Here is a 25,372-nt window from a genome sequence, read left to right on the forward strand (position 1 = left end):
AAAACTTCACCCTGATAGGGTTGACCCCATTGCCACCTGCGCTATCGCGCTGCACAATGGGGTAATAAAAATACTTGGCCCGCTGGCGCTTGCGTTAACGGGCCAATCGCAACTTTAGAGACAGATCCCAGGAGAAACCCGTGAAAGTAGGCTTTGTAGGCTGGCGTGGCATGGTTGGTTCCGTGCTGATGCAACGTATGCGTGAAGAGAACGATTTCGCTGTCATCAACGAACCGGTGTTCTTCACCACTTCCAATGTCGGCGGCAAAGGCCCGGACATCGGCCGTGATGTACCGGCGCTGAAAGACGCCAAGAACATCGACGAACTGAAGGCAATGGACGCCATTGTCACCTGTCAGGGCGGCGATTACACCAGCGACATCTATCCGAAACTGCGTGCCGCCGGCTGGACTGGCTACTGGATCGACGCCGCTTCCACCCTGCGCATGGCTGACGATGCCGTCATCGTGCTGGACCCGGTCAACCGCAATGTGATCGACAGCGCACTGGCCAAGGGCGTGAAGGATTACATCGGCGGCAACTGTACCAACTCCATCATGCTGATGGGCATGGGCGGTCTGTTCCGTGAAGGTCTGGTGGAGTGGGTTTCCTCCATGACCTACCAGGCTGCTTCCGGTGGTGGCGCCAACCACATGCGCGAACTGATCAAGGGCATGGGCGTGGTACACGCTGCCGTGGCTGACGAACTGGCTACCCCGTCGTCCGCCATTCTGGAAATCGACCGCAAGGTGGCTGCTGCCATCCGCGAAGATGTGCCGACCGAATTCTTCGGGGCCCCGCTGGCCGGTGGTCTGATCCCCTGGATCGACAAGCAGCTGGACAACGGCCAGTCCAAGGAAGAATGGAAGGGTCAGGCTGAGGTCAACAAGATTCTGGGTACCGACGCCACCATTCCGGTTGACGGCCTGTGCGTACGTATCGGTGCCATGCGCTGCCATAGCCTGGCACTGACCGTGAAGCTGAAGAAAGACCTGCCGCTGGAAGAGATCGAAGCCATCATCAAGTCTGGCAACGACTGGGTGAAATGGGTGCCGAACGACCGCGAAATCAGCGTCAAGGAACTGACCCCGGCCGCCATCACCGGTGGCCTGGAAGTGGGCGTCGGCCGTGTACGCAAACTGAACATGGGTGGTGAGTACCTGTCCGCTTTCGTGATTGGTGACCAGCTGCTGTGGGGTGCGGCCGAACCGCTGCGCCGCATGTTGCGTATCCTCATCGAACGCTGATTCGGGTTAAAATAGTCGCAACGCTTTTTTTCAGACGGTAATCTGCCGTTGTCGACTACACTGCAAAGGGCGCTTCATGCGCCCTTTGCTATTGGCTGAGGTAATATCAGCCTTTTCAGGAATGTAAGGATTTATTCGGATGATGCAGCTTGCTGTAGTAGGTGCCGCTGGCCTGGTTGGCCAATCTGTTCTCGAACTGCTGGCCGAACGCCAGTTCCCGGCAGAGCGTGTGTTTGCCGTTGATGGCCTGGAACATGAGGCGTCTACCGTTGCTTATGGCAATCTGGAACTGGACATCCGCCAGCTTGATGAATTCGGTTTCGAGAATGTGGCGCTGGCCATTTTTGTCGCCGGCAGCGCTGTTGCGCGCGAGTATGTCCCGCAAGCCCGCGCCGCAGGCGTGACCGTGATTGATTTCAGCGATGCCTACCGGCTGGATGCGGAAGTGCCGCTGGTGGTGCCCTCGGTCAATGGCAGCCAGCTGGAAGGGCTGGAGGCCGGCGCGCTGGTGGCTGCGCCCAATTGCACCGTCACCCCGCTGGCCATGGCGCTGCAACCCTTGCTGCCATTGCAGCCGCGTCGTCTGACTGTTTCCACCTATCAGTCGGTATCCGGCGCAGGGCAGAAGGCGCTGGAAGAACTGGCCGAGCAAACCACCGCGCTGTTTTCACAGCGGGATTCCGAAAATACCGTTTTTGCCAAGCGCATTGCTTTTAATGTGTTGCCGCAGATTGGCGATGTCGATGCCGATGGTCATTCGGATGAAGAACGCTCATTGAGTGCCGAATTGCGCCGTCTGCTGCAGCAACCCGAACTGCAAGTGGAGGCCAGTTGTATTCGCGTGCCGGTATTCTTTGGCCATGCCTGGTCGGTAAACCTGGAAGTGGCGGGTGATATTGATCTGGCCCAGGTACGTAATCGTTTGCTGGCAGCCGGCTTGCAATTGATTTCGGCAGATCAGCACGGCGGTTACATTACCCCGATGGAAGCAACCGGTAATGATGGCGTCTGGATTAGCCGTTTGCGCCAAACCGGAAATTCCATCAGTTTCTGGCTGGCTGCCGACAATGTCCGGGTGGGGGCCGCACTCAACTGTGTTCTGCTGGCCGAGTCCTTGTATAAAGCAGGACTGTTTGAATAAATGTAAAGCCCCGGGTTATCCGGGGTTTTCTTGTTATGTTATCTAGCTAAAAGCTTGGCTAGGGCCTAATATGGCACTAGTTGCCAGTTTTGTGCCTGTGCGGGTAGAGCAGGCGATATAAAATCAAGATAAATGAGTGCCGGAAGGTAGACTGTGAATAATCAGGCAAAATTCAAGCTGAGCGTACTGGCAGTAGCCATGGTGTGTTCGGCAAATGTATGGGCCGGTCTTGGCAGGATCAATGTGCGATCCTACCTCGGGGAGACCTTTCACGCAGATATCGAGTTGACCGGCGTGCGCGCAAGCGAGCTGGAAACGGCCCGTATCGGGCTGGCCAGTCCGGATACGTTCAGGGACTTGAATGTCGATTACAGCGGCAGCATGTCGGCACTGCGCTTTCATGTTGTCCCTTCTGCACGTGGTGCAGTCATCCGGGTAAGCTCTGCCACACCCATCAACGACCCTTACCTGCGTTTTGTGGTAGAAGCCAAGACCAGTTCTGGCCGTTCGGTCCGCGAATACACGGTGCTGCTGGACCCGGCCAGCTATAACGCGCCACAAGCCAAGTCCATCGTGCAGGACATGCCGCAGTATGCCGAGGACAATCTTTCCAGTCGCTATGCCGGCAAACAGGCCAAGGCTGCACATGCCGCTGCCGCCACCCCCGGTGTGGTACAAACCCGCTCCGGCTCCACCCTGCGTGGCATGGCCGCACGCATCAAGCCGGCTGGCGCCACGACTGAACAAACCATGGCGGCCCTGGTACAAGCCAATCCGCATGCGTTCAATGATGGCAATCCCAACAAGCTGAAGGCCGGTGTCACCATGAAGGTGCCCGCTGCCGGCAAGATCAAGGCGCTGAGCGCCGAGCAAGTCAATGGCATCCTGCATGCGGATGGCACTGCTGCACCTGCGGCTGCTCCGGCTGCCGCGCCTGCTGCAGCAGTGGCCAAAGCGCCGGCTGCAGCCAAGGGCAAGAATGGTGATGTACTGAAACTGGTGCCTGCCGAGGCTGCCGGTGCACAGCCTGATGGCAAGCTGTCGGTATTGGAACAACAGGTTTCTGCGCGCGAACAGTCGCTGAAAGATGCAGAAGCGCGCATTGCTGCCCTGGAACAACAACTCAAGTCGCTGCAAAGCGGTAAGCCCATGGCATCGCAAGCTGCTGCTGCGGTACCGGCTGCATCCGCTCCCGTCGTCGATGCAACTGCAAGCACGCCGGCTGTTGCCCCGGCACCGGTTGCTGCGCCGGCCCCCAAACCGGTGGTTGCACCCAAGCCGGTAGCGCCGCCCCCACCGCCGCCGGAGCGTTCCTGGCTGGATGGCCTGATTGACAACCTGCCGTTGATTGGCGGCGGGGTTGCCGGTGTCGGTCTGCTGGGCGCTCTGGGAGTGCTGATCTCCCGTCGCCGCAAGGCTGCATCCGGTTCCTCCCTGCAGCTTTCCACCCAGGCCAGCAATGCCGTGCTGGGCCGTTCTGCTGTGGGTAGTGGACCCAGCTCGGTCAGTGGCGGTCATTCTTTCATGACCAATTTTACCCAGTCGTCCGGTGCGATTGATGCGGCCGAAGTGGACCCGGTAGCCGAAGCCGAAGTGTATATGGCTTATGGCCGTGATGCGCAGGCTGAGGAAATCCTGAAGGATGCGCTGGCCAAGGATCCGTCCCGTCAGGAAGTGCGGCAAAAACTGCTGGAACTGTATGCTGCCCGTCCTGATACCGCCAACTTCGAGAAGCTGGCACGGGAATTCCACGCCAGCACCGACGGCAAGGGCCAGGCCTGGGCCAAGGTTGCGGCCATGGGGCTGGGTATCGACCCGACCAATGCGCTGTATCAACTGGCCGCTGATGAGCTGCCTGCCGAAACCCCCGCACCTGCCAGTGATGGATTGATTGATCTGGATCAGGAATTGTTTGGCGCTGCCGAGCCTGTTGCAGCCAGCCCGGCACCCGAGCCGCTTGCTGCCCCGCAAGGTGTGGAAGATCCTTTGCGTGCTGCACTGTTTGAAGAAGAAACAGTAGCGGAAAAACCAGCCGAAGTTTCCAATATGCTGGATTTCGATCTGGACGCCGAGCTGGCAGCACCGGCACCTGCAGCGGCCGAAAAGCCGGCAGCGGAACCGGAAGCCGAGACCAATCTGCTCGATTTTGATTTCAATCTGGATAGCGTGGCTAGCGAGCCAGTAGCCAGCAAGGCTGCGCCGCAGCCGGCTGCGGCTCCGGCAGCCTCGCCTGCCAGCGATGGATTTGAATCCTTGTATGAGGACATGGTAGCGGCCACGCCTGCACCGGCAGCACCAGCACCAGTGGTGGAGCCTGCTCCAGCCGCTGATGGCATGCTGCTGGATGATCCGTTGTCCACCAAGCTTGATCTGGCCAAGGTATATCTGGACATGGGCGACCGCGATGGTGCCCGTGAGGTACTGCAGGACCTGGTTGGTGAGGCGCAAGGAAGCCTGAAAGAGGAAGCCGAGGCTTTGCTGGCCAAGATCAGTGCATGATGTCTGCAGTGTACTGACTGGTTAGTTTGTGTAGCGGGCGGTGCCATGGTGCCGCCCGGCACTTTCCGTTTGCCTGATGCAAGCGCACGTTTAAGCCGGGTAGTTCATTCGTAATAAAACCTGCCAGAGCAGGAATCAGGGAAGTCCGCATCATGGCTTCAACATATCGCATGACCTTGCTGGCCCTGTTGCTGGCCGGTATGGGTGCCGCAGGATCGGCGCTGGCAGGGTTGGGGCCCATTCACGTCCTGTCTTCCGAAGGCCAGCCCTTCGAGGCAGAAATCCCGGTGATGGACGAAGATCCGCAAGGGAATGTGCTGGTGGGCCTGGCTGATCGCAACAAATATCCCTTGGTTTCTACCTATAGCCAGTCGGCACCGGTGCTGAAGTTCTCGGCCATTCGCAAGCCTGACGGCAGTATTCAGAAGATTCTGGTCAAGGGGCCCAGCCATTTCGATGAGCCCTTGTTGCGCTTTGCGGTGGAAATGAGCTGGCCGGCCGGTCGTCTGGTGCGTGAGTTTGAAGTGGACTATCTGCGCGATGGTCCGCCGCGCAAGGACAAGCAGCCGGCTCACGACGATACCGTCAAGAAGTCGGTGGTGGCACCGGACCAGATGCCGCGGCTGGGCAGCCTGGGCCTGGGGCAACTGAAAGTGAACTCCAAACTGGGCGAACCACTGGTGGCCGAGCTGGAGTTGTTTGGCACTGCTGCAAGGCAAACCGACAATATCCATGTGGCGCTCACCGCCGACAGCTTGCAAGGCAGCCCCAGTGCCGAGCAGAGCCAGCTGATTGCCTCCATCTCGCACCAGCTGACCCGCGTGGCTGACAAGTCGGTATTGCAGCTGCGCAGTACCCGTCCGCTGAATGAGCCTGTACTTGCCTTCCGGCTGGACGTAGGGGCTGCCAATGTACATGCCCAGAAGCGCTATACCCTGTTGCTCGATCCCAATGGCTACACGGTAGAAGAACATGCCGTCACGCCTGGGCCGGACAGCAAGCTTGCCGCCACTCAGGTACAACCCTTGAAGGTTTATCGTGTGCGCCATGGCGATACCCTGTCGCGCATTGCCTCCCGCATGAAAGGTGGCGGTTCGGCCGTTGAAACGGCAGGGCGTTTGTACGAGGGGAATCCCGATGCCTTCATCGGCGGTGATGTCAATCGCCTGCGTGCCGGTACCGCGTTGAAATATCCGGCGGCATGGCATCTGGCAGCAGCACCGGCCAGTCATCCGCTAAAGCAGGCCGAGGGGGAAGAAAAGCCTCTTGGCAAGCCGGTGGCGGCGGCTGCGCCAGCGGCACCGGTGGCCACGTCCGCAGTCACGCCGCATGAGGCTCCGGCCAAGCCGGTTGTGCCGCCCGATGCGGTAAGTCTCAAGCCCATGGTGAAAGTACCGGCAGCAACGGCCAAGCCAGCTGCATCGGCCTCCGCAGCATCGGCACCACAGGTTTCCGCCATCAAGGGCGTCAGTCCGGGTGCTGCAATCAATGAGCAGGAGGCACGGCTGAAAAATATCCTGCAACGTCAGGATCAGGTCTTGCAGCAGGCACAACAAAAAGCGCAGGAACTGGAACAAAAGATCCGCATCATGCAACTGGCCAAGGCTGCAGAGGCCAGTGCTGCAGCCATTGCAGCCCAGAACAAACCGGTTGCCAGTCAGGCAATGGCCGAGCCTGCGGTCAGTCATGCAAGCGCATCTGCGCCGCAAGCCGTAGCGCAGCCCGTAGTCGCTTCGGCGCCGCATGCCGAAGCCAGCAAGGCAGCCACGCCAGCCAAGCCTGTCGTCAGCAAGGCGCCTGAGGCGGAAAAACCAGCCAGCTTCCTGGTGGATGATGTGCTGGCAGTCTTGCATGACAACACCGCCGCCCTGGCGGGTGGTGCAGCGGTAATCGGTTTGTCCGGCCTGTTGCTGGCCCAGCGCAGACGCCGCAACAAACAGGAAGCCGAGCAGCCGCCTGCCGAGCCCTTGCCCGCAGCGGATAATCCTTCGATGTTGACCATGGGTCCCTTGACCACACTGATGAGTGGCATCAAGCGCGGCGAGGGTATCGATCTGGCTTCGGTCGACCTGATTGCCGAAGCCGAGGTGTATCTGGCTTATGGTCGGCTGGATCAGGCGCTGGACATTTTGCGCGAAGGTCTGGTGCGTGAACCCATGCGGCAGGATTTGCGTTACAAACTGCTGGAAGTGTTGGCCATGATGCCGGACAAGGATGGTTTCATTGCCGAGGCCACCACGGCGCGCGGCATCTTTGGCAAGGACAGCACGCTGTGGATGCGGGTGTGTGAGCTGGGCCGTACCCTGGCACCGGAGCACCCCTTGTTCGATATGCAGCCAGTGGCGGTGGCCAGCCCGATAGACCTGCAACCGGTCAGACTGACGCCTGCCACTGAGCACACCGCGGCGACTGCCGTGGCCGCGGAAGGCGGGATTGATCTGGCTACCGAACTGGGAGCCGTGGAACCGCCGCCAGAGCCGGCACTGGATACGGAGTTCCTGCAAAAACCACCGGCAGGCCCGGCACCATTACCACCTGCCGCCGAGCATAATGACCCGCTGAGCGGACTGGATGCCTTTGCTTCCTTGGGTGAGCAGGAGCTGGAAAATGCGGTAAAGCAGGCACCGGAACCCATGCTGGACATGGATTTCCTGTCCGAGCTCCTCGCGTCGCCAGCACCGGAGGCCCCGGTCAGCAAACCGGTACCGCAGGCAGCAGCGCCAACACCGCAGTCTGAAGCCAATGACAAGATGGAGCTGGCCAAGCTGTATCTGGAAATGGGCGACAAGGAAACTGCCGAAGCGCTGATGAAGGAAGCCGGGCAGACTGTCTAGCTTCCGGGGGACGCAACAGATACGGGGATGCAACAGCATCCCCGTTTTTCATGGCCCGCCCGGCAACGCCGCCTTGCCGGCTTCTTGCATGTCAACATGGCGTAAACCCTGCCGGATAGGGTAGAGTTGATGCTTTGAATACTTGCAGCCTGGGTTAGCTACCCGGACTGTGCGATGTTTGCTAGTGAAGGTGTGGGCATGAGAATAGCGCTCGGCATCGAGTATGACGGTCGGGCATTCTCCGGTTGGCAGACTCAGCCGCATGGCAATACCGTTCAGGACAAACTGAACCAGGCCATCAGCCGGATTGCCGGTCATGAAATTACAACGCTGGCCGCTGGCCGTACCGATGCCGGTGTGCATGCCGCCATGCAGGTGGTGCATTTCGATACGCAGACGGTACGTCCGCTGACGGCATGGGTGCGTGGCGTGAATGCGCTGCTGCCGCACGAAGTGGCGGTAGTATGGGCGCGTGAGGTGTCTGACGACTTTCACGCCCGTTTCTCCGCTTTTTCGCGTTCCTACAGCTATTTCCTGCTGACTCATCCGGTACGCCCCTGTCTGCTGGCTGGCAAGGTGGGCTGGTATCACCAGCCACTGGATGTGGATGCCATGCGTCGTGCTGCACAGTGCTTGCTGGGACAGCATGACTTTTCCAGCTTCCGTGCTGCCGAATGTCAGGCCAAGAGCCCGGTGAAGAACTTGCAGCAGCTGGATGTCAGCGAGCAGGGCGGTTTGATCCGCTTTGACCTGATGGCCGATGCCTTCCTGCATCACATGGTGCGCAATATCGTTGGCGCGCTGCTGTATGTGGGCAAGGGCAGCCTGGATGAGGCCGACTTGCAAGCGCTGCTGGCGGCACGGGACCGTACCCGGGCACCGCCCACCTTCATGCCGGACGGTTTGTACCTGACCGGTGTGGGTTATCCCGCGCAGTTTGCCCTGCCGACGCTGGCTGAACCGGCGCGCCTGGCCTTGTGGAGATGAAGTGACAGTCAGAATCAAGATTTGCGGTATTACCCGCCCGCAAGATGGTGTCGAAGCCGCCCGCCTGGGTGCCGATGCCATCGGCCTGGTGTTTTATCCGAAAAGCCCGCGCAATGTCAGCATCGCCCAGGCGCAGGCGGTAATTGCCGCCCTGCCGCCCTTTGTCAGCGTGGTGGCCTTGTTCGTCAACCCGGAACGCAGCTGGGTGGAAGAAGTGCTGGGCGCCTGCAGCATCGACATCCTGCAGTTTCATGGTGAAGAAAGTGCTGAGTTCTGTCGTTCTTTCCAGCGGCCTTATCTCAAGGCAGTACGGGTAAAGCCAGGCCTCGACCTGAGCGCCGCGGCAGCCCAATACCCGGATGCGCGCGGACTACTCACCGACGCCTTTGTCGAAGGCGCACATGGTGGCACCGGTACCACGTTTGACTGGACCTTGCTGCCGGACAATCTGCCCCTGCCGTTGATTTTGTCCGGCGGGCTGGATGACAACAATATCGGACAAGCCGTGGCCGCAGTGCGGCCGGCGGCGGTGGATGTTTCCAGCGGAGTGGAAGCAGCCAAGGGAATCAAAGATGCTGCCAGAATGGCAGCGTTCATATCAGGAGCAAGGCATGGAGCGGTATGATCTTCCGGATGCAAAAGGCCATTTCGGCCCGTATGGTGGCGTCTATGTTGCCGAAACCTTGATGGCGGCACTGGACGAGCTCAAGAACGAATACGAGCGCGTCAAGGCCGACCCCACCTTCTGGGAAGAGTTTCGCCAGGAGCTGAAACACTATGTGGGCCGTCCCAGCCCCATCTACCACGCCAAACGCTGGTCGGAACAACTGGGCGGTGCGCAGATTTTCTTCAAGCGTGAAGACCTCAACCACACCGGCGCACACAAGATCAGCAATGCCATCGGTCAGGCCCTGCTGGCACGCCGCATGGGCAAGAAGCGCGTGATTGCCGAAACCGGTGCCGGCCAGCATGGCGTAGCCACCGCTACCGTGGCTGCACGTTATGGCATGGAATGCTTTGTCTACATGGGCTCGGAAGATATCAAGCGCCAGTCGCCCAATGTCTTCCGCATGAAGCTGCTCGGTGCCACCGTGGTGCCGGTGGAGTCCGGTTCCAAAACCCTGAAGGACGCATTGAACGAAGCCATGCGCGACTGGGTGACCAATGTCGACAGCACCTTCTACATTCTGGGGACCGCAGCCGGCCCGCATCCTTACCCGATGATGGTGCGTGACTTCCTGTCGGTGATCGGCGAAGAATCCAAAGAACAGATGCCGGAGTTGACCGGTCGTCAGCCCGACGTGGTGGTCGCTTGCGTGGGTGGCGGCTCCAACGCCATCGGCATGTTCTACCCCTACATCAATGTGGACGGTGTGCGCATGGTGGGCGTGGAAGCCGGTGGTCACGGCATTGACAGCGGCATGCATGCCGCCCCCTTGTCCGGCGGTGCCGGCGTGGGCGTGCTGCACGGTGCCAAGAGCTATCTGATGCAGGATGCCAACGGCCAGGTGGTGGAAACCCATTCGGTATCGGCCGGTCTGGATTACCCCGGTGTCGGTCCTGAGCACAGCTATCTCAAGGACATCGGCCGCGCCGAATACGTTGCCATCGACGACAAGGAAGCCCTGGCTGCCTTCCATGACTGCTGCCATCTGGAAGGCATCATTCCGGCGCTGGAGTCCAGCCATGCGCTGGCCTGGGCTGCCAAGGTTGCGCCCACCATGGGCAAGGACAAGGTGATTCTGGTCAACCTGTCCGGCCGTGGCGACAAGGACATCAATACCGTGGCCGGCCTGGCCGGTATCACGCTGTAACAAGGCGAAGGAAGGCTTATGTCACGTATTGCTGCATGTTTTGCTGCCCTGCAGGGCAAGAAGGCGCTGATTCCCTTCATTACCGCCGGTGATCCGCATCCGTCCCGCACCGTCGAACTGATGCACGGTCTGGTGGATGGTGGTGCCGACATCATCGAACTGGGCGTGCCGTTTTCCGACCCGATGGCTGACGGCCCGGTGATTCAGCGCGCATCGGAACGCGCACTGGTGCACAAGGTGGGCCTGCGCGATGTGCTGGCCATGGTGGCGGAATTCCGCAAAACCAACACCACCACGCCAGTCGTACTGATGGGTTATCTCAACCCGGTATTCGTCATGGGCTATGCTGCGTTTGCCGCAGCGGCACGTGAAGCAGGGGTGGATGGTGTGCTGACCGTGGATTGCCCGCCGGAAGAAGCGGCAGATCTGTCTGCCGCGCTGATCGCGGCAGACCTCGACCCGGTATTCCTGATTGCCCCTACCACGCCAGAGGCACGGGTGCGCGAAATCGCCCGTCACGCACGTGGTTATGTCTATTATGTGTCGCTCAAAGGCGTCACCGGTGCAGGAAATCTGGACATTGACGATGTAGCGCGTAAAATTGCCGCCCTTAGAGCACATATTCAGGTTCCCATCGGCGTTGGCTTCGGCATTCGCGATGCCGCCACAGCCAAGGCCATCTCCGTGACGGCCGATGCCGTGGTGGTGGGGAGCAGACTGGTGCAGGAAATCGAGGCGGCTACAGAACAAACTGCCAAAGAGCGGTTGACCGGTCTGGTAGCGGAATTGAAAGCTGCCATTCTTTAAGGAACACGCAAACGGGGTGACATCACCCCGTTTTACTGACAACCCGGCTGGTCTGGCCGGGTTGTGTTGAGCAAGGAGTCAGCATGAGCTGGTTGAACAAGCTCCTGCCGCCGAAGATCAAGCGCGATTCTCGCGCTGACAAGCCTTCAGCGGTACCGGAGGGGCTGTGGAGCAAGTGCCCGGCATGTGAAGCCGTACTGTATTACACCGACCTGGAGAGCAATCTGCAGGTTTGTCCGAAATGTAATCATCACCATCCGCTGAATGCCCGTCAGCGGCTGGACATGCTGCTGGATGACGAAGGCCGCCGTGAAATCGGTGCCGAAGTCAAACCGGTGGACATTCTGAAGTTCAAGGATGGCAAACGCTATCCAGATCGCCTGGCAGCCGCGCAAAACAGTACCGGCGAAGACGATGCGCTGGTGGTGATGCAAGGCAGCATCCACTCCATGCCGGCCGTGGTGGCAGCCTTTGAGTTCCGCTTTATTGGCGGTTCCATGGGTTCGGTGGTGGGTGAGCGCTTCGTGCGTGGCGTACAAGCCGCTATCGAAGCCAAGGCCCCGTTCATCTGCGTGGCGGCATCTGGCGGTGCGCGCATGCAGGAAGGCCTGAACTCACTGATGCAGATGGCCAAGACCAGTGCCGCGCTGCAACTGCTGACCGATGACCAGCTGCCTTTCATTTCGGTGCTGACCGATCCCACCATGGGTGGTGTGTCCGCCTCCTTTGCCTTCCTGGGCGATGTGGTGATTGGCGAGCCGGGCGCGCTGATCGGCTTTGCCGGCCCGCGCGTGATCGAACAGACCGTGCGTGAAACCCTGCCGGAAGGCTTCCAGCGTTCCGAATTCCTGCTGGAAAAGGGTGCCATCGACATGATCGTTGATCGTCGCGAACTCAAGCGCAAGATTGCCGAACTGGTGGCCATGCTGCAAAAGCAGCCTGCTGTCGCCTGATTTCCGGCCAGCAAGCCACAAGCCGCTTCCATTGGGAGCGGCTTTTTTCATGCCTGCTGCTTGTGCTAGGCTGGAGCCCAACTCCGGCATGACCATGCCTGTTCCCCTTATCAGAAAGCCTCGCCGTGCTTACCGCCGCCCAGTTGACCAGCTTGCAGGACATCCTGCCTGCCGATCGTATTCACCTTGATGCAGAAACGTGTGCGCGCTATGGCCAGGACTGGACGCGCTACACCACGCCGCAGGCGGCTGCCATCGTGTTTCCGGTGAGTATCGACGAAGTGCAGGCCGTGGTGCGCTGGGCCAATGCGCAGGGAGTGGGTATTGTCCCCTCTGGCGGCCGTACCGGCCTGTCTGGCGGTGCGGTTGCCGTGCAGGGCGAGGTAGTGGTGTCACTGGAGCGCATGAGCCGGATGGACGGTTTTGACCCGCTGGCGCGCACCGTGCGCTGCCAGGCCGGGGTAGTCACTGCCGCCTTGCAGCAGTTTGCCGCCGACCACGGTCTTTATTATCCGGTGGACTTTGCTTCCAGTGGTTCCAGCCAGATTGGCGGCAATATCGCGACCAATGCAGTCGGTATCCGGGTGGTGCGCTATGGCATGACCCGTGACTGGGTGGCTGGCCTTACCGTGGTGACCGGTAGCGGCGACGTGCTGGAGTGCAATCTGGGCCTTGCCAAGAACAATACCGGCTACGACTTCCGCCATCTGTTTGTCGGGTCGGAAGGCACGCTGGGGCTGGTGGTGGCTGCCACCATGCGCCTGACCGACCCGCCGCCGTCCTCCACGGTGCTGTTGCTGGCCTTGCCCGGGCTGGCGGACATCATGGCGGTGTTTCACGCCTTTCGCAGCGCACTCACGCTGCAGGCTTTCGAATTCTTTTCTGATCTGGCGCTGACCCACGTGCTGGCTGCCGAGCAGGCATCAGCGCCGCTGGCAGAGCGACAGCCTTTCTATGTGTTGCTGGAGCTGGAAACGCCTATCCAGTCGCAGGAAGAAGCTGTCTTGCAGGTATTTTCTGCTTGCCTGGAGCAGGGCTGGGTGTGTGATGGCCTCATTGCCCAGTCACAGCAGCAGGCCAGGGCCTTGTGGCGCTTGCGGGAGGGCATCAGCGCCGCCATCACGCCTTATACGCCGTACAAGAATGACATCTCGGTGGTACTGAGCCAGCTGCCGGGGTTCGTGGCGCGTTTGCAAGGCGTGCTGGCCCGCGAGTATCCGGACTTCGAGGTGTTGTGGTACGGCCATATCGGCGATGGCAACCTGCACATCAATGTGCTGAAACCGGCCAGTTGGGCGCTGGCGGATTTCCGCCATGCCTGTGAGCAGGTCAATGAGCAGGTGTTTGCGCTGGTGGCGGAGTTTGCCGGCAGTATGTCGGCCGAGCATGGCGTGGGCTTGCTCAAGCGCGATTATCTGGGCGTAACACGTTCGGTAGAGGAGATTGCCCTAATGCGTGGGGTAAAGGCGGTTTTTGATCCGAACGGCATCATGAATCCTGGCAAGCTGTTGCAGCAGGCTGGCCCGGATGCATGAGCTGGCAGTGAAGTTGATGTGGAAAAGATCTGGCAATGAAGTCTTTATGCTTATGGAATTTTAATTATAATTAATGCAATTAAATTGCTCATATATATTATATATAATTAATTAAAAACAATGACTTAGCAGAATTTTTCAATATCCTGGCTTGCCTTGTTTGCAGGCTCGTCTAATTAGGCATTGAATCTTGCTGATCTGCCTTTTTTCTAGGCAGCGCCAGCAAGTGGCTCACGATAAAAGACTTTTTTTATTTGTTCAGTACTTATCCACAGAGTTATCCGCTGATTGCTGTGGATAATTGCAGCCAGCTGCAAGGTTGTGGCCGTGGTGGCGTGGCCACAACCCTTGGCAGTCAATGGTTTCAGTCGGCCTGGGCGCTGCTCTCCAGCGCTTCCAGCTCTTCTTGCAACAGCATCCAGTCTTCCTCCACCTGCGCCAGTTCGCTGCTGACCACGCCCAGTCGCTTGACGGCTTCGGCCAGCTTGCCCTTGTTGGCATCGCTATAGGCGTCTTCACCAGACATGAAGGCATCCAGCTGGTTTTTCTCGCCGCTCAGTTGCTCCAGCTGCTTTTCAAGTTTGGCCAGTTTGCTCAGCAGGGGCTTTTTCAACTGGGCCAGTTTCTGGCGGGCTTCGGCTTCCTGGCGCTTCTGCTCCTTGCGGTTGACCGCCTGGGCGTCGCCACTGGATGGCTTGTTGCCTTCGGCCAGCTGGGCCAGACGCCACTGACGGTAGTCTTCCAGATCGCCATCAAACGGCTTGACCGTGCCGTCGCTTACCAGCCAGAACAGGTCGGTAGTGGATTCCAGCAGACTGCGGTCGTGCGATACCACAATCAGCGCGCCGGAGAAATCCTGCAAGGCCAGTGTCAGCGCATGGCGCATTTCCAGGTCCAGGTGGTTGGTGGGTTCGTCCAGCAGCAAGAGATTGGGCTTTTGCCAGACGATCATCGCCAGTGCCAGACGGGCTTTTTCGCCACCGGACATCGGGCCGACCAGATCGGTGGCGCTGTCGCCGCGGAAGTTGAAACCGCCCAGAAAGCTGCGCAGTTCCAGCTCGCGCACTGTGGGGGCCAGCCGCTGCATGTGCTGCAACGGCGATTCGTCTTCGCGCAGGGTTTCCAGCTGATGCTGGGCGAAATAGCCAATCTTCAGTGTTTGCGCCTTGATCACCTCGCCGGCCTGTTGTGGCAGGTCGCCCGCCAGCAGTTTCACCAGCGTGGATTTACCGGCACCGTTCACCCCCAAGAGGCCGATGCGGCTGCCGGCTTCCACTGACAGCGACAGCCCACGCAGGATGGTGGTGCTGCCATAGCCGATATCCACCTTGTCCAGCCGCAGCAGCGGGTTGGGCAGGTTGTCCGGGCTGTCGAAGTGAAAATCAAATGGCGAGGCGACGTGGGCCGGGGCAATGCGCTCCAGCTTTTCCAGCGCCTTCACCCGGCTTTGTGCCTGCCTTGCCTTACTGGCCTTGGCCTTGAAGCGGGTGATGAAGGATTCCAGATGGGCGATCTGGCGTTGCTGCTTGTCATATTCGCCCTGCTGACGCGCCAGTTTTTCCGCCCGCATGGTTTCAAACTGGCTGTAATTGCCGGTGTAGAGCGTCAGGGTCTGGTTGGCCACTTCGGCAATATGGCTGCAAATGCTGTCCAGGAAGTCGCGGTCGTGCGAGATGATCAGCAAGGTGCCCGGATAGCTTTGCAGCCAGTCTTCCAGCCACAGCACGGTTTCCAGATCCAGGTGGTTGGTGGGTTCGTCCAGCAGCAGCAGGTCGGAGCGGCACATCAGTGCCTGGGCCAGGTTCAGCCGCATGCGCCAGCCGCCGGAGAAGCTCTTCACCGGGTTGCGGTGCGCTTCCACGGCAAAGCCCAGGCCGGTCAGCAGCTTGGCGGCACGGGCCGGGGCGGAATAGGCTTCAATGCGTGCCAGTTCGCCATGCAGATGACCAATGGCACTGCCGTCATCACGCGCTTCGGCGGCGGCCAGTTCGGCCTCCAGCTGGCGCAATTCCTGATCGCCATCCAGCACATAGTCGATGGCGGCAGTGTCCAGCGCCGGGGTTTCCTGTGCCACGTGCGCCATCACCCATTGCTTGGGAATGTCGGCATCGCCGGCATCAGCATGCAATTCGCCCTTGAGCAGGGCAAACAGGCTGGACTTGCCCACGCCGTTGGCCCCGACCAGGCCGGTCTTGTAACCGGGGTTGAGGGTGAGGCTGGCGTCGATCAGCAAGTCTTTCAGCCCGCGACGCAGGCTGAGGTTTTTCAATTGGATCATGTCTGGTTTCTGTGCGGCACAGCGCGCCGTGCCGACGGGATATTAAGCAGCGGGAAGGGTGGACAGGTCCCAGCGTGGTTTGATGGAGTAGCTGCCCGGTGCGGTGGCATGGCGCAGGCGCATGGCGCCGGCAAAGGCAATCATCGCGCCGTTGTCGGTGCACAGTGCCAGTGGCGGGTAGTACACCTCCAGCTTGCGGCGGCTGGCGGCCTGATCCAGCGCGGCACGCAACTGCTTGTTGGCACCGACACCGCCAGCCACCACCAGCTTTTTCATGCCGCTCTGTTTCAGCGCCTTGAGCGATTTGCTGACCAGCACTTCGACAATGGCTTCCTGAAAGGCGCGGCAAATGTCCTTGCGGGTTTGCTCGTCAATCTGGCCGTGTTCGGCTTCAACCTGCTTGCTGAGCGTCAGCACAGCAGTTTTCAGGCCGGAGAAACTCATGTCCAGGTTGTCGCTGTGCAGCATGGGGCGCGGCAGATTGAAACGGTTCGGGTCGCCTTCCTCGGCCAGGCGTGACAGCAGCGGGCCGCCGGGGTAGGGCAGACCCAGCAGCTTTGCCGTCTTGTCGAAGGCTTCACCTGCGGCATCGTCCAGTGTTTCTCCCAGTACTTCATACTGGCCGATGCCATGTACCGCCATCAGCTGGGTGTGCCCGCCGGAAACCAGCAAGGCAATGAAAGGAAAGTCCGGATGCGGGTCAGCCAGCAGCGGCGACAGCAAATGGCCTTCCAGATGATGCACGCCGATCACCGGAATGTTCAGGCCGAAGGCCAGCGCATTGGCCACGCTGGCTCCCACCATCAGCGCACCACCAAGACCGGGGCCCTGGGTGTAGGCAATGGCATCGACATCGGCGAGGGTTTTGCCAGCGTCGGCGAGGCAGGCTTCGGTCAGCGGGATGACGCGGCGGATATGGTCGCGGCTGGCAAGTTCTGGCACCACGCCACCGTATTCGGCGTGCATTGCCATTTGTGTATGCAGTTGGTGGGCAACCAGGCCCGCCGTGAGGTCGTACAGTGCAACGCCGGTTTCGTCGCACGATGATTCGATTCCAAGTACCAGCATGATGGCTTTATAACGGGGCAATCTTTCCATTTTACCGGCTAATCTTTGTCTGCCCAAATCCGGAATGATAGTCTGTGCCAATCAGGCGCACCTGCGCGCAACAAAACAGGAAGGGACTGGTAGTGAAAGCAAGACTCAAATGGGTGGATGGCGTGTGTTTCATGGGCGAAAGCGGCAGCGGCCATGCGGTGGTGATGGACGGTGCGCCGGAAGGTGGCGGCCGGAATCTGGGCCCGCGGCCGATGGAACTGCTGTTGCTGGGTACGGCTGGCTGTACCAGTTATGACGTGATTTCCATCCTGAAAAAGTCGCGCCAGCAAGTGACCGACTGCTGGGTGGAAATGGAAGCCGAACGCGCAGATACCGAACCCAAGGTGTTCACCAGGATTCATTTCCATTTTGTGGTGACCGGGCGTGAGCTGAAGCCGGAAGTGGTGGAGCGTGCCATCAAGCTGTCGGCAGAAAAATACTGCTCGGCCTCCATCATGCTGGGCAAGACTGCTGATATCACCCATGACTTCGAGGTGCGAGAGGGCTGATGCCTGCTCCCGGCGCCCCGGTGTCCGGCTCGGTAACACAAGACCGCCGCTGCCATCAGGTAGCGGCGGCCTTGTTTTTGCCGCTGGCGGCAGTGGCGCAGACGTGGCGGCAAAACTTGCCGCCTGTCCGGGCTTGTGCCGTCCTCATGTGGAGCTCTACAAGGCTTCCAGTCAATAAAATCAGGCATCTACGGTTTTTGATCTGGCTGGCATGATTCCTGCTAATGAGAGTGCACATTCAGGGAGGCATGGTCATGTTGGACAAGATTGGCAAGGAATTCGATTTTCAGCAGCGGGCGCTCAATCTGCGCGCATACCGCCAGGAAGTCATTGCCAGCAATATTGCCAACGCTGACACCCCCAATTACAAGGCAGTGGATTTTGATTTCAAGCAGGCCTTGCAATCGGCACAGGGCAGCCAGAACAAGCTGGCCATGAATGTGACCGATGCGCGTCACTTGCCGGGTGATGCCGCCGGTGCCGCCGGCAAGCCTGCCGTGCAGTATCGCAATGCGGTACAGCAAAGCCTGGACGGTAACACCGTGGACATGGACGTGGAGCGCGCCGCTTTTGCCGATAACGCGCTGCAGTACCAGTCCACGCTGACCTTCCTGAGCAAGCGTATTTCCAGCTTGAACAGCGCCATTACCGGTGGAGGCCAGTAAGCATGTCTCTTGCCAATATTTTTGCCATTTCCGGTTCCGCGCTGACCGCCCAGTCGATGCGGCTTAACGTGGTGGCCAGCAATATCGCCAACGCGGAAAGTGCCACCAGCTCCACCGGTCAGCCTTACAAGGGCCGTCATGTGGTGTTTACGGCCTTGCCGGTCAGTGCCTCCCAGCCGCAAGTGGCGGGGGTGCGGGTGACTTCGATTGTGGAAGACCAGACGCCGCCGCGTCTGAAGTATGACCCCAGTAATCCTCTGGCGGACGAAAAGGGCTATGTGAACATGCCCAATGTCAATCCGGTCGAGGAAATGTCCGACATGATTTCCGCTTCGCGCTCGTATCAGACCAATGTGGAAATGATGAATACCGCCAAGACCTTGCTGCAGAAAACCCTGCAGCTGGGTCAGTGATGAAAGGCCCATGCGATGACCAGCTCGGTTAATTCCTCGTCCAATCCGTATGCAGTGCTGAACGGCAATTCCAGTAGCGGCACCGGCTCGACCAATGCCAATACCGATACCAGTGCCCAGGGCATTCAGGACCGCTTCCTGAAATTGCTGGTGACCCAGCTGCAGGCGCAGGATCCGATGAATCCGATGGACAACAGCCAGATCACCAGCCAGATGGCACAGATCAGCCAGGTGTCCGGCATGCAGACCCTCAACACGGCCATGCAAAGCCTGGTGCAGTCGCAGGCCGCCAACCAGTCGCTGATGGCTGCCACCATGATTGGCAAGCAGGCGCTGGTACCGGGCAATGCGCTCGACCTCACCAGCGGCAGTTCGGTGCAAGGGGCGGTCAATCTGAGTGGCGCGGCTACCGATTACACCGTCAGCATCAAGGATGCCAATGGCACGGTGGTGGATACCCTCACGGTGAAGAGCCCCAGCACTGGCCTGAATTCCTTCAATTGGGATGGCAAGGATACCAATGGCAATCAGCTGCCCACTGGCAAGTACACCTTCTCTGCCCAGGCTACCAGCGCCAGCAGCACTGCCGTCACGGCCACGCCTTATGCCAATCAGGCAGTGACTGCAGTGAGCTGGGCCAGCGGTTCGCCACAGTTGATCATGAAGGATGGCACTAGCGTTGGCCTTGCCAACGTCGCCCAGCTGTCTTAAATCCGTTCATTAGCGTAATCAGGTTTCGGGGAGTAGTACCATGGGTTTTCAACAAGGTCTGAGTGGTCTGAATTCGGCGTCCTCGCAGCTGGATACCATTGGCAATAACGTGTCCAATGCCAGCACCGTGGGTTTCAAAAGCTCGCGTACCGAATTTGGCGATCTGTTTTCCACCAGCTTTTACGGTGTGGCCAGTACCAGTGCCGGTATCGGCTCGCAGGTGAATGCAGTAACCCAGTCTTTTAGCGCCGGTAATATCACCCCGACCGGACGTAGTCTTGATCTGGCCATCAACAATAATGGCTTTTTCATCGTACGGCAGAACCCTACCTCGTCTACCGGTTCGCTGGCTTACACCCGTAACGGCCAATTCCAGGTGGACAAGGATGGTTACATCGTCAATGGCAACGATCGGCTGCAAGGCTGGATGGCCAATAATGGCGTGGTAACCCAGGGCCCGGTGACCGACCTGAAACTGCAAACCAACCTGATTTCCCCGGCAGCTACCACCAAGGTCACCATGGGTGTCAATGTGGATTCGCGGCTGACTACCCCGACAGTCACCCCGCTGGACCCCACCAATACCAAGACCTTCAACTGGTCCAATGCCGCGCAGGTATACGACAGCCTGGGTAACCAGCACAACCTGACCCTGTACTACGTCAAGGGCACGGCTACCACCAGTGGCACGCCATGGACGGTAACGGCTTATGTGGACGGCAACCCGGCTACCACGCCCAATACCTACACCATGAATTACGACACGTCGGGTAATCTGACCAACACCACGCCGTTCAGCGTTACCTTCAGCCCCACCCCGGTGAACGGTTCGTCTTCGCCAGTTACCCTGAGCATTGACTACACAGGCTCCACCCAGGTGGCCCAGGCTTCCGGTACGCCGACCGAAACCGTGGATGGCTATGCGCCAGGTACCCTGAGCAGCATGAACATCGACACCCACGGCAATATCATGGCCAGCTTCTCCAATGGTCAGAACAAGATCATCGGGCAGGTGGCACTGGCTACCTTCACCAACTCGCAAGGCCTGCAGAATGAAGGCGGCAACCGCTGGCAGCAAACCTTGCAATCCGGCGTGCCGGCCTACAATGCGCCGGGTTCCGGCAATGCCGGCACCGTGCAGTCGCAGGCCCTGGAAGATTCCAACGTCGACCTGACGGCGGAGCTGGTCAACATGATCACGGCGCAGCGCTTCTACCAGGCCAATGCCCAGACCATCAAGACCGAAGACACCTTGATGCAGACCATCATCAACCTGTAACTGATCACAATCACCACAGCCTGAAGAAGCGGGGATTCAATGGATAAGATGCTGTACCTGGCCATGACCGGTGCCAAACATGTTGATTTGCAGCAGGCAACCACGGCCAATAATCTGTCCAATGCCCATACCAATGCCTTCAAGGCCGATCTGGCATCATTCCGTGCCTTGCCGGTGGTGGGGCCTGGTGCGCCCACCCGCACCTATGTGGTGGACAACACCATTGGCCACGACATGAGTCAGGGCAGCCTGATGCATACCGGCAGCCCCAGCGATTTTGCCCTGGGCTCTCCCGGTTTCTTTGCCGTACAGGCTGCCGATGGCAGCGAGGCCTATACCCGCGACGGTGGTTATGTGCTGGACGCCAACGGCATGATGCGCACCCGCAGTGGCCTGCCCATCGCCGGTGATGGCGGCCCGATTACCATTCCTGCCGGCTACCAGGTACAGCTGGGACAGGATGGTTCGGTGGTCGGTGTGCCGCAAAACGGCAAGGACCGTACCCCGCAGCTGCTGGGCCAGATCAAGCTGGTCAACCCCGGTGCCAAGGAAGTGTACAAGGGGCCGGACGGCTTGTTCCGCATGAATAATGGCGACACCGCCACCGCCGATACCAATGTCAAACTGGTGCCGGAAACGCTGGAAGCCAGTAATGTCAATGCGGTGGAAAGCCTGGTGCAGATGATCTCCCACGGTCGTCAGTACGACATGAATATCAAGCTGATGCAGAACGCTGATCAGAACGATCAGAAAGCCACCCAGTTGCTGGCCATGGGCTGATCTGCATTACGCCAAACCGAATACCAACAAGAATACTGAGGAAACACCGCCATGATGCGTGCGCTTTATGTTGCCAAAACCGGGATGGACTCCAGCCAGTTCAATCTGGATGTAATCTCCAACAACCTGGCCAACGTCAATACCGTCGGTTTCAAGCGCGGGCGCGCTGTGTTCGAAGACCTCTACTACCAGACCCTGCGTCAGCCGGGCGCCCAACTGGCCGATGGCAGCACCACGCCCACCGGCCTGCAAGTGGGTACCGGTGCCACTGCCGTTGCTACCGCCAAGAACTTTACCCAGGGCAACATGACGCAAAGCAGCCAGCCGCTGGACTGGGCCATCACCGGTGACGGCTTCTTCCGCATCCTGCGTCCGGATGGCACCACGGCCTATACCCGTGATGGCGAATTCAAGCGAAATTCCAGTGGTGACATCGTCACCTCTGACGGCTACCAGTTGAACCCCAATATCAACATTCCCAGCACGGCTACCCAGATCACGGTATCCAATGCCGGGGTGGTGCAGTATTTCCTGCCCAATAACCCGTCTCCGCAAACGGCCGGCACCATCCAGCTGACTACCTTCATCAATCCGCAAGGTCTGGAGAGTGTGGGCAATAACCTGTATCTGCAAAGTGCTTCGTCCGGCGATCCGCAGGATGGCGACCCGGGTACCGACAGCCGCGGGGTGGTGATGCAGGGTTTCCTGGAAGGTTCCAATGTGAATGTGACGGAAGAGCTGGTCAACATGATTACCGCACAGCGCTCTTTTGAAATGAACTCCAAGGCCATTACCACGGCCGACCAGATGCTGCAGAAACTGACGCAGATGTAAGTTTGAACAAGGACGTTGACCGTCACGCAGAAAGTGCGCGACCAACAACGTCCTGATGCAGGTGCTTGTGCAATCAAAGGGCAGGCATGGCGTAATGAAACAGGTGCCATGCAAGAGGAGGGCGATATGAACATGCTGAAATGGATGACGCTGGGCCTGGTGGCCGTACTGGCCGGGTGTGCAGCCCAGGAGCCCCCGTTGGTGACCCTGCCAATGACTGCGCGGCCGCAACCACAGGCTGCTACCCTGCCTGCCAATGGTTCCATCTTCCAGTCGGGTAGCTATCGCGCCATGTTCGAGGACAAGATGCCAGCGCTGGTAGGCGATACGCTCACCATCAATATCCAGGAAAAGTCGTCCACCTCACAGTCGGAACAGACCACGGCCACCCGTTCTTCTGCCTTGTCGGATACCCTTTCCAGTGGCATGCAGCTGCCCTTTATTCCCGGCAGCCTCACCAAGGGACTGGGGGCATCGCTTAATGGCAGCGGTTCGGCCAGCAATACCGGCAAGGGTACCAATCAGGTGGCCACCACCTTTGTCAGCTCGATTACCGTGACGGTGATTGAAGTGCTGTCCAATGGCAACCTCATTGTCAGTGGTGAAAAAGTGGTGCGCATCAATGGCGATACCGAATCCATCCGCCTCTCCGGGGTGGTCAATCCGCGGGATATCGCCGCGGATCGTTCGGTATCTTCACTCAAGGTGGCAGATGCCCGCATCGAGCAGGAAACCAAGGGCAATAACCGCCTGTATAATGAGCCGGGTTGGCTGGCCAAGTTTTTCCTCAGCATCATTCCCATTTGATGGCCAGGACTGGATGACATCATGAAAAAATTCCTGCTTGCACTGACTTGCCTGATGCTGGGGGCGCAAGTGCTGGCGGCCGAACGGCTGAAAGACATCACCAACATCGCCGGCGTGCGTTCCAACCAATTGCTGGGTTACGGCCTGGTGGTGGGTCTGGACGGTAGTGGTGACAAGGTGACGTCCTCACCGTTTACCGGCCAGTCGCTGTCCAATATGCTCACCCAGCTGGGCGTGCAGATTCCGCCCGGAACCAAGGTTGACCCCAAAAACGTAGCGGCAGTCAGCCTGACCGCCACGCTGCCGCCATTTGCCCGCAAAGGCCAGGCGCTGGACGTGACAGTGTCGTCCATCGGTGATGCCAAGAGCCTGCGTGGCGGCACCTTGCTGCTGTCTCCGCTCAAGGGTGCGGATGGCCAGATTTACGGTATGGCCCAGGGTAATGTACTGGTTGGCGGCGCGGGAGCCTCCGCCGGTGGCAGCAAGGCGCAGGTGAATCAACTGAGCGTAGGGCGTATTGCCGGTGGTGCTACGGTGGAGCGTGAAGTGCCTACCGCGCTGGGTAATGGCGAATTCATCAACCTGGAATTGCAGGAAGCCAATTTCACCATGGCCAATCGCGTGGTGCAGGCCATCAACAAGGCGTTTGGCAGTGGCACTGCCCGTGCGGTGGATGGTGGACTGGTGGAAGTGCGTGCGCCGTTTGATTCCAACCAGCGCGTGCAGTTTCTGTCGCGGATGGAAAATCTTGCCGTAGACCCGGCAGAAGTTTCCCCTCTGGTTATTATCAATGCCCGTACCGGCTCCATTGTGATGAACCAGGCGGTGCAGCTGGAGCCATGTGCAATTGCCCACGGTAACCTGACAGTCACCATCAGCAACAACCCGCAGGTCAGCCAGCCACCAGCCCTGTCCGGTGGTCAGACCGTGGCCACCAATCAGGCCAACGTCAGCGTCACCAGCGATGGCGGCAAGGTGCTGAAAGTAGCCAAGAGCGCCAATCTTAACCAGGTGGTATCGGCATTGAATGCGCTTGGTGCCACCCCGCAAGATCTCATTTCCATTTTGCAGGCGATGAAGGCTGCAGGCTCGCTGAAGGCTGATTTGCAGATCATCTGAGCACCTGATTTCATGCTGGCAAAAGGCCCCGCAAGCGGGGCCTTTTTCGTTGGCCCGCTTCTTGCTATGTGAGCGGCAAGGAGCGAGACATGACGACGCAGTTTTCCCCTAGCTATACGGCAGCAGATGCACAGAACCAGCAACTGGCGGTAGACCCGACCCAGATGTCCGGCCTGCGTGCGCGTATGGCCAAGGACCCGCAAGGTGCTGCCAAGGAGGCCGCGTCGCAGTTTGAAGCCCTGTTGATGGGGACCATGCTCAAGACCATGCGTCAGACCAAGTTTGATGACGAGCAGGATTCCGACATGGACACCTACCGCGGCATGCTGGACCAGCAACTGGTGCAGTCGCTCAGCAAAGCCGGAGGGATGGGCATTGCCAACCTGGTTTACCAGCAGATTGCCAAGCAGCAAGGTCTTGACCCCGGCGCGGATGCCACACAGTTACGGCCTGCTTCATCCGGTCCTGTGCTGGTTAGCCGCTTCAGCCAGTCCTCTGCCTTGAAGGCCTATCAGGCAGCACAGGCCGAGGCGGCCACTGCCAGCAGCAGTACGACAACACCGGCGACAACGGTTACGGCAGGCGGTGACAGCAAGAGCTTTGTACAGGGCTTGTTGCCGCATGCGCGGCAAGCTGCAGCGCAACTGGGTGTGGCACCGGAGTTTGTGGTGGCTCATGCCGCATTGGAAAGCGGCTGGGGCAAGCGCGCCATTCGCAATGCCGATGGCAGCAACTCGCATAACCTGTTTGGTATCAAGGCGACTGGAGACTGGCAAGGCAAGTCCACCAGCATCACCACGACCGAATACGTCAATGGTGTGCCGCAAAAACGGGTGGACAGCTTCCGCTCCTACGATTCCTACGCCGATGCATTCAGCGACTATGCGCGCATGCTCAAGGAATCGCCACGTTACCAGGCTGTGCTCAACCAGGGCCGTAATGTGGCCGGTTTCGCGCAAGGTTTGCAAAACGGTGGTTACGCCACCGATCCGCGCTATGCGCGCAAGCTGGTGGATGTTGCCGCCACGCTGGCGCAGCAGTCGGTCCGGTCCTGATTAAAGT

The 25,372-nt window shown here is 59.3% G+C and carries 22 protein-coding genes; 20 read left to right on the forward strand and 2 right to left on the reverse strand.

The window, feature by feature from the left end; genetic code table 11:
- Positions 1 to 140: 140 nt before the first annotated feature.
- The 10 genes from asd (at position 141) to ACE3SE_RS00545 (ending at position 13,817) form a co-directional block, all read left to right on the forward strand.
- On the forward strand, positions 141 to 1,247 hold the full coding sequence (gene asd, locus ACE3SE_RS00500; protein ID WP_082086297.1) for an aspartate-semialdehyde dehydrogenase: 1,107 nt from the start codon (positions 141 to 143) through the stop codon (positions 1,245 to 1,247).
- Positions 1,248 to 1,386: 139 nt separating this feature from the next.
- Positions 1,387 to 2,388: an aspartate-semialdehyde dehydrogenase gene (locus ACE3SE_RS00505; RefSeq protein ID WP_374553225.1), complete on the forward strand. Its 1,002-nt coding sequence runs from the start codon at positions 1,387 to 1,389 to the stop codon at positions 2,386 to 2,388.
- A 153-nt stretch (positions 2,389 to 2,541) separates the two neighbouring features.
- On the forward strand, positions 2,542 to 4,887 hold the full coding sequence (locus ACE3SE_RS00510) for a FimV/HubP family polar landmark protein (RefSeq protein ID WP_374553227.1): 2,346 nt from the start codon (positions 2,542 to 2,544) through the stop codon (positions 4,885 to 4,887).
- Positions 4,888 to 5,039: 152 nt separating this feature from the next.
- On the forward strand, positions 5,040 to 7,721 hold the full coding sequence (locus ACE3SE_RS00515; RefSeq protein ID WP_374553229.1) for a type IV pilus assembly protein FimV: 2,682 nt from the start codon (positions 5,040 to 5,042) through the stop codon (positions 7,719 to 7,721).
- Between the two features lie 198 nt (positions 7,722 to 7,919).
- Positions 7,920 to 8,708 (forward strand): tRNA pseudouridine(38-40) synthase TruA, encoded by a 789-nt coding sequence (truA, locus tag ACE3SE_RS00520; protein ID WP_374553231.1) that lies wholly within the window; start codon positions 7,920 to 7,922, stop codon positions 8,706 to 8,708.
- Position 8,709: 1 nt separating this feature from the next.
- Entirely contained in the window at positions 8,710 to 9,333 is a 624-nt protein-coding gene (locus tag ACE3SE_RS00525; RefSeq protein WP_045845216.1) for a phosphoribosylanthranilate isomerase, read from the forward strand.
- Positions 9,320 to 10,522: a tryptophan synthase subunit beta gene (gene trpB, locus ACE3SE_RS00530; RefSeq protein ID WP_045845215.1), complete on the forward strand. Its 1,203-nt coding sequence runs from the start codon at positions 9,320 to 9,322 to the stop codon at positions 10,520 to 10,522. Before ACE3SE_RS00525 ends, trpB begins: the two co-directional genes overlap by 14 nt.
- 18 nt (positions 10,523 to 10,540) lie before the next feature.
- Complete coding sequence (trpA, locus tag ACE3SE_RS00535) at positions 10,541 to 11,329, forward strand: tryptophan synthase subunit alpha (protein ID WP_045845214.1); 789 nt, start codon at positions 10,541 to 10,543, stop codon at positions 11,327 to 11,329.
- 83 nt (positions 11,330 to 11,412) lie between these two features.
- On the forward strand, positions 11,413 to 12,282 hold the full coding sequence (gene accD / locus ACE3SE_RS00540) for an acetyl-CoA carboxylase, carboxyltransferase subunit beta (RefSeq protein ID WP_045845213.1): 870 nt from the start codon (positions 11,413 to 11,415) through the stop codon (positions 12,280 to 12,282).
- Positions 12,283 to 12,407: 125 nt separating this feature from the next.
- Complete coding sequence (locus ACE3SE_RS00545; RefSeq protein ID WP_374553234.1) at positions 12,408 to 13,817, forward strand: FAD-binding oxidoreductase; 1,410 nt, start codon at positions 12,408 to 12,410, stop codon at positions 13,815 to 13,817.
- Positions 13,818 to 14,181: 364 nt separating this feature from the next.
- On the opposite strand, the gene ACE3SE_RS00550 is transcribed toward ACE3SE_RS00545, so the two are convergent.
- Positions 14,182 to 16,095, reverse strand: coding sequence for an ATP-binding cassette domain-containing protein (locus ACE3SE_RS00550; protein ID WP_374553236.1), 1,914 nt, complete (start codon positions 16,093 to 16,095; stop codon positions 14,182 to 14,184).
- Between the two features lie 42 nt (positions 16,096 to 16,137).
- A complete protein-coding gene (tsaD, locus tag ACE3SE_RS00555; protein ID WP_374553238.1) occupies positions 16,138 to 17,163 on the reverse strand; it encodes a tRNA (adenosine(37)-N6)-threonylcarbamoyltransferase complex transferase subunit TsaD in 1,026 nt (341 codons plus the stop codon).
- A 122-nt stretch (positions 17,164 to 17,285) separates the two neighbouring features.
- Between tsaD and ACE3SE_RS00560 the strand changes: the two genes are divergently transcribed.
- The 10 genes from ACE3SE_RS00560 (at position 17,286) to flgJ (ending at position 25,365) form a co-directional block, all read left to right on the forward strand.
- Positions 17,286 to 17,702 (forward strand): OsmC family protein, encoded by a 417-nt coding sequence (locus ACE3SE_RS00560; RefSeq protein ID WP_045845209.1) that lies wholly within the window; start codon positions 17,286 to 17,288, stop codon positions 17,700 to 17,702.
- Between the two features lie 254 nt (positions 17,703 to 17,956).
- Entirely contained in the window at positions 17,957 to 18,367 is a 411-nt protein-coding gene (gene flgB / locus ACE3SE_RS00565) for a flagellar basal body rod protein FlgB (protein WP_374553241.1), read from the forward strand.
- 2 nt (positions 18,368 to 18,369) lie between these two features.
- Positions 18,370 to 18,780, forward strand: coding sequence for a flagellar basal body rod protein FlgC (flgC, locus tag ACE3SE_RS00570; RefSeq protein ID WP_045845208.1), 411 nt, complete (start codon positions 18,370 to 18,372; stop codon positions 18,778 to 18,780).
- A 15-nt stretch (positions 18,781 to 18,795) separates the two neighbouring features.
- Positions 18,796 to 19,491, forward strand: a complete 696-nt coding sequence (locus tag ACE3SE_RS00575) for a flagellar hook assembly protein FlgD (RefSeq protein ID WP_374553243.1) — start codon at positions 18,796 to 18,798, stop codon at positions 19,489 to 19,491.
- A 40-nt stretch (positions 19,492 to 19,531) separates the two neighbouring features.
- Positions 19,532 to 20,770, forward strand: coding sequence for a flagellar hook protein FlgE (gene flgE, locus ACE3SE_RS00580; protein WP_374553245.1), 1,239 nt, complete (start codon positions 19,532 to 19,534; stop codon positions 20,768 to 20,770).
- Between the two features lie 39 nt (positions 20,771 to 20,809).
- Positions 20,810 to 21,550, forward strand: coding sequence for a flagellar basal body rod protein FlgF (locus ACE3SE_RS00585; protein WP_374553247.1), 741 nt, complete (start codon positions 20,810 to 20,812; stop codon positions 21,548 to 21,550).
- A 51-nt stretch (positions 21,551 to 21,601) separates the two neighbouring features.
- Positions 21,602 to 22,384: a flagellar basal-body rod protein FlgG gene (gene flgG, locus ACE3SE_RS00590; protein WP_131359273.1), complete on the forward strand. Its 783-nt coding sequence runs from the start codon at positions 21,602 to 21,604 to the stop codon at positions 22,382 to 22,384.
- Positions 22,385 to 22,510: 126 nt separating this feature from the next.
- Positions 22,511 to 23,191 (forward strand): flagellar basal body L-ring protein FlgH, encoded by a 681-nt coding sequence (locus ACE3SE_RS00595; protein ID WP_374553248.1) that lies wholly within the window; start codon positions 22,511 to 22,513, stop codon positions 23,189 to 23,191.
- A gap of 21 nt (positions 23,192 to 23,212) precedes the next feature.
- A complete protein-coding gene (locus tag ACE3SE_RS00600) occupies positions 23,213 to 24,310 on the forward strand; it encodes a flagellar basal body P-ring protein FlgI (RefSeq protein WP_131359275.1) in 1,098 nt (365 codons plus the stop codon).
- 89 nt (positions 24,311 to 24,399) lie between these two features.
- Positions 24,400 to 25,365 carry a flagellar assembly peptidoglycan hydrolase FlgJ gene (gene flgJ, locus ACE3SE_RS00605; protein ID WP_131359277.1) on the forward strand — a complete coding sequence of 322 codons (966 nt, stop codon included), beginning with the start codon at positions 24,400 to 24,402 and terminating at the stop codon, positions 25,363 to 25,365.
- The last annotated feature ends 7 nt before the right edge of the window (positions 25,366 to 25,372 follow it).

Source organism: Aquitalea pelogenes, from assembly GCF_041914625.1.
In the GTDB taxonomy this organism is placed as follows: Bacteria; Pseudomonadota; Gammaproteobacteria; order Burkholderiales; family Chromobacteriaceae; genus Aquitalea; species Aquitalea pelogenes.

Excerpts from the sequence above, each read along its gene's own strand:
- ACE3SE_RS00505 (WP_374553225.1), top strand. The coding sequence starts at position 1,387 with ATGATGCAGCTTGCTGTAGTAGGTGCCGCTGGCCTGGTTGGCCAATCT.
- ACE3SE_RS00515 (WP_374553229.1), top strand. The coding sequence starts at position 5,040 with ATGGCTTCAACATATCGCATGACCTTGCTGGCCCTGTTGCTGGCCGGT.
- truA (WP_374553231.1), top strand. The coding sequence starts at position 7,920 with ATGAGAATAGCGCTCGGCATCGAGTATGACGGTCGGGCATTCTCCGGT.
- trpB (WP_045845215.1), top strand. The coding sequence starts at position 9,320 with ATGGAGCGGTATGATCTTCCGGATGCAAAAGGCCATTTCGGCCCGTAT.
- trpA (WP_045845214.1), top strand. The coding sequence starts at position 10,541 with ATGTCACGTATTGCTGCATGTTTTGCTGCCCTGCAGGGCAAGAAGGCG.
- accD (WP_045845213.1), top strand. The coding sequence starts at position 11,413 with ATGAGCTGGTTGAACAAGCTCCTGCCGCCGAAGATCAAGCGCGATTCT.
- ACE3SE_RS00550 (WP_374553236.1), bottom strand. The coding sequence starts at position 16,095 with ATGATCCAATTGAAAAACCTCAGCCTGCGTCGCGGGCTGAAAGACTTG.
- tsaD (WP_374553238.1), bottom strand. The coding sequence starts at position 17,163 with ATGCTGGTACTTGGAATCGAATCATCGTGCGACGAAACCGGCGTTGCA.
- flgB (WP_374553241.1), top strand. The coding sequence starts at position 17,957 with ATGTTGGACAAGATTGGCAAGGAATTCGATTTTCAGCAGCGGGCGCTC.
- flgC (WP_045845208.1), top strand. The coding sequence starts at position 18,370 with ATGTCTCTTGCCAATATTTTTGCCATTTCCGGTTCCGCGCTGACCGCC.
- ACE3SE_RS00575 (WP_374553243.1), top strand. The coding sequence starts at position 18,796 with ATGACCAGCTCGGTTAATTCCTCGTCCAATCCGTATGCAGTGCTGAAC.
- flgE (WP_374553245.1), top strand. The coding sequence starts at position 19,532 with ATGGGTTTTCAACAAGGTCTGAGTGGTCTGAATTCGGCGTCCTCGCAG.
- ACE3SE_RS00585 (WP_374553247.1), top strand. The coding sequence starts at position 20,810 with ATGGATAAGATGCTGTACCTGGCCATGACCGGTGCCAAACATGTTGAT.
- flgG (WP_131359273.1), top strand. The coding sequence starts at position 21,602 with ATGATGCGTGCGCTTTATGTTGCCAAAACCGGGATGGACTCCAGCCAG.
- ACE3SE_RS00595 (WP_374553248.1), top strand. The coding sequence starts at position 22,511 with ATGAACATGCTGAAATGGATGACGCTGGGCCTGGTGGCCGTACTGGCC.
- ACE3SE_RS00600 (WP_131359275.1), top strand. The coding sequence starts at position 23,213 with ATGAAAAAATTCCTGCTTGCACTGACTTGCCTGATGCTGGGGGCGCAA.
- flgJ (WP_131359277.1), top strand. The coding sequence starts at position 24,400 with ATGACGACGCAGTTTTCCCCTAGCTATACGGCAGCAGATGCACAGAAC.